At 76.1% G+C, this 2302-nt stretch carries 2 protein-coding genes and 1 pseudogene; 2 read left to right on the forward strand and 1 reads right to left on the reverse strand.

Features of this window, described 5'->3' with window-relative positions; translation table 11 throughout:
* A pseudogene (locus tag B7767_RS20995) lies at positions 1–276 on the forward strand (dehydrogenase); the annotation flags it as partial.
* Entirely contained in the window at positions 273–686 is a 414-nt protein-coding gene (locus B7767_RS21000; RefSeq protein ID WP_085573552.1) for an SSI family serine proteinase inhibitor, read from the forward strand. The pseudogene B7767_RS20995 and the gene B7767_RS21000, both read left to right, overlap by 4 nt.
* 242 nt (positions 687–928) lie before the next feature.
* Here the strand turns inward: B7767_RS21000 and B7767_RS21005 are convergent, their stop codons facing one another.
* On the reverse strand, positions 929–2179 hold the full coding sequence (locus B7767_RS21005) for a M14 family zinc carboxypeptidase (RefSeq protein WP_085573553.1): 1251 nt from the start codon (positions 2177–2179) through the stop codon (positions 929–931).
* Positions 2180–2302 lie beyond the last annotated feature (123 nt).

Raw genomic sequence — 2302 nt, forward strand, 5'->3', positions numbered from 1 at the left:
CGGCTGGCCGTGCGCACCGCCGGCCTGCTGCACCAGCTGGTGACGCGCGCCGGGCGCGACCCGGCCGGGGCGCTGCCGGAGCTGGACCGGCTCATCGACGCGCGGTGCGCCGACTTCCGGGAGAGGTCCGGGGCACGCTGGATCGCGGTCGCGCGCCAGGCCGAGTACCAGGCGCGGGTCGTGCTCGCCGCGTTCGAGCTGGCCGGCCGCGGAACCTTCCGTTCGGGTGAGCCGGGGTGGGGTCCGGACACCGTCGTGCCGATGCATCGGGAATGACGCACATCTCACTGAGAACGGTACGGGCGGGACTGCTCGCCACCCTCGTCCTGCTCGCGTGCGCGGCGCCCGCGCGGGCGGGCGGCGGCCACTCCGGCGAGGACAACTGGCTGATGCTCACGGTCACGCACGGAGAGACGCCGCCCACCGCGGAGAACGGCACCATGCTGCGGTGCGACCCGCCCCGGGGCCACCGGCACGCCACCGAGGCCTGCGCGGAGCTGACCGCGGCGGACGGCCGCATCGCCGACATCCCGCCGAGGGAGGACGTCGTCTGCCCGATGGTCCACGCACCGGTCACCGCCCACGCCGACGGAATGTGGCGGGGCCGCTCCGTCGACTACACGGAAACCTTCCCGAACGCCTGCACGATGACAGCCCGGACAGGCTCGGTCTTCGCCCTCGCGTAACCGCAGCCCCCGCTCCTTGCCGTCCCTGCGGGCCGCTGTTCTCGCGGGCTGCCGCTCCCGCCGCTCCTGCGGGCAGCCGTGCCTCCCCCGGCGCCTCAAGGGCCTGGGAGGGTGGGCGGTGGGGGCACCTCCCGCTCATAGGGGTCCCCCGCTCGAGCGAAGTCGGGAGCGGGGGAGGCACCCCGCAAGCGCCGGGCCGCGCGAACACCCCCCGCCCGGCTCCGACGCGCGCGAGCACCCCTTCACCGGGCCTGCTCGCGCGCCTGGCGCGCGGTCACCAGCACCGCACGGCACTGGTGCTCGACCTGATGCCCCACCGGCACCCACCGAGCCCGAAAACGCCCGGCGAACGCGTCGCTCCAGCGCGCGACCAGCCCCTCCAACCGGGCCGCCGCCCCCGCGTCACTCTCCCGCAGCGCCCGCCGCAGCATCGCCGCCGCCCTCAGCGGCACCCGCCGCACGAACGCGTCCACGCTCCCCACGTACGCCCGCGTACCGTCCACGGGCGGCGTGCGGACCAGATCGGCGGCCAGCCCCGGCACCAGCTCCAGTGCCCAGGTGGCCGCCCGCAGCAGCGGCCCGCCCGCACCCTCGTCCAGCGGACGCACCGCTTCCAGCACCCGCCGCACCTCACCCGCGTCCCGCAGCAGCCGGTCCGCGAGACGGCGCAGCGCCGCGTCCGGGTCCGGATGCGGCGCCGGGTCGTCCACCAGGTCGCCGGCCCACATCGGCACCTCGATCACCGCCGTCAGGCCGCCGTACCGGTGGGCGTGGTACCAGGTGCTGTGCCGCGCGTCGTCGGTCAGGCTCGGATAGGCCGGCGCGGCCTCCGCCGCCGGCATCACCCGCACCCCGGGACCGGACGCCGGCCAGCCCGCCGCGTCCGAGGCGCCCGTCTCCACCGGGATGTGCAGCTGCGCCGCCGACTTGGCGAACGGTTCCGCCAGCCCGGGCACGTCCCTCGTCAACTGCACCCAGCTACCGCCCAGATCGGTGCCGTGCAGGGACACCTGCAGATAGGGCCGCACCTCGTCGATGACCCCGGTCAGCGCCCGGGTCTCGGGCGGCAGCCGGCCGGGCGGCAGCACCGACGGCGCCCACTCCGGCTGCTCCGGCCCCGCGGGACGGAAGAACCCCAGGTGGTAGTCGTACAGACTGCGCGGCACCGGCGTCACGTGGAGGCTCGCCCCGTCGGGGTCCGCGCACAGCAGGAAGTGCCACGACGTGCCGTCGCGCAGCTCCGGTTCCTGAACCGTCCGCCGGGCCAGCGCGAGCAGCGTGGCCCCGCCGGCCGGTTCGTTGGCGTGGGCGCCGGCGACCACCAGCACGGCCCGCCGCGCGCGTCCGACGGACAGCAGGTGCAACGGCCGGCCCGCACGGGAGACCCCCACCTGCCGCAGGACGCACAGACCGGGCGAACCGGCCGCCAGCGCGCGGGCGGCGGAGACCAGTTCGGCCACCGTCGGATAGCGCAGCTCCAGCAGCGGACCCACCCCCCGTCACCACCCGAATCCGCATTGCGCAGTACCCCACGGCGGGGAGGCGGTGTCAAGGGTGCTCAGTCCGGGAGCCGCTCCAGCAGCGCAACGGGTGAGCGAGCGAGCAGTTCCGCCAGG

The organism is Streptomyces sp. 13-12-16, assembly GCF_002114215.1.
Taxonomy (GTDB): Bacteria; Actinomycetota; Actinomycetes; order Streptomycetales; family Streptomycetaceae; genus Streptomyces.

Excerpts from the sequence above, each read along its gene's own strand:
- B7767_RS21000 (WP_085573552.1), top strand. The coding sequence starts at position 273 with ATGACGCACATCTCACTGAGAACGGTACGGGCGGGACTGCTCGCCACC.